Annotated in this window: 1 tRNA gene and 1 rRNA gene; both read left to right on the top strand. The window is 39.0% G+C overall.

Annotation, left to right across the window (positions count from 1 at the left end):
• Nucleotides 1-62: 62 nt before the first annotated feature.
• Nucleotides 63-138, top strand: a tRNA-Ala gene (locus GQR38_RS19965).
• Between the two features lie 437 nt (nucleotides 139-575).
• Nucleotides 576-809: ribosomal RNA gene (locus GQR38_RS19960) — 23S ribosomal RNA — on the top strand; the annotation flags it as partial.

Raw genomic sequence — 809 nt, 5'->3', positions numbered from 1 at the left:
TGCCCAGACCCACCAATTTCTTGTAAAAATGAAATTGGATTTCTATTTATACATACCATGTTGGGGCTATAGCTCAGCTGGGAGAGCGCCTGCCTTGCACGCAGGAGGTCTGCGGTTCGATCCCGCATAGCTCCACCACTCATTCTTAAATAGAATAAGTGACCAACATGATGAAAAGCCTTAGATAAGCAACACTCCTTATCTAAGGCTTTTTTTAACGAAAAAGTNCTGCTCTTTAACAATTAGGAAAGCTGATAAATGTTCTTATTTATCGCACAAATACAATGACTTACTTGTAAGTTGATTGGTGTGATAAGTAAAACGAAAATGTTAATCATCACGCAAGTGATGAATAACGAGTTCTCAGTATGTAAATTAACTATTCGTAGTTAAATTAGATACTGTAATCAAGCAAAATAAAAAGCACATTACATGCAAATGTAATGAGTACGTATCTACTCAATCGTAAGATTGATAGGTGCACGAAAAACGTAAACGTTTTTCATATGTAAATATGAGAGTCGCAAGCGTCTTGGAAACAACATACACATCTAGACACTGTTTAGGTGTTGTATGGTTAAGTGAATAAGCGTGCACGGTGGATGCCTAGGCAATTAGAGGCGATGAAGGACGTGGTAATCTGCGATAAGTCCAGGGGAGTTGATAACAAGCGTTATATCCTGGAATTTCCGAATGGGGCAACCCGGCACTTAGTGTCATCGTTTAGTGAATACATAGCTAAACGAAGCAAACGAGGGGAACTGAAACATCTAAGTACCCTTAGGAAAAGAAATCAACCGAGATTCCGA

This window comes from Pseudoalteromonas sp. c7(2019), assembly GCF_011378625.1.
GTDB classification, from domain to species: Bacteria; Pseudomonadota; Gammaproteobacteria; order Enterobacterales; family Alteromonadaceae; genus Pseudoalteromonas; species Pseudoalteromonas arctica.
The sequence above is the reverse complement of the archived record's forward strand: the minus strand, read 5'-3'. Positions and strand labels throughout refer to the sequence as shown.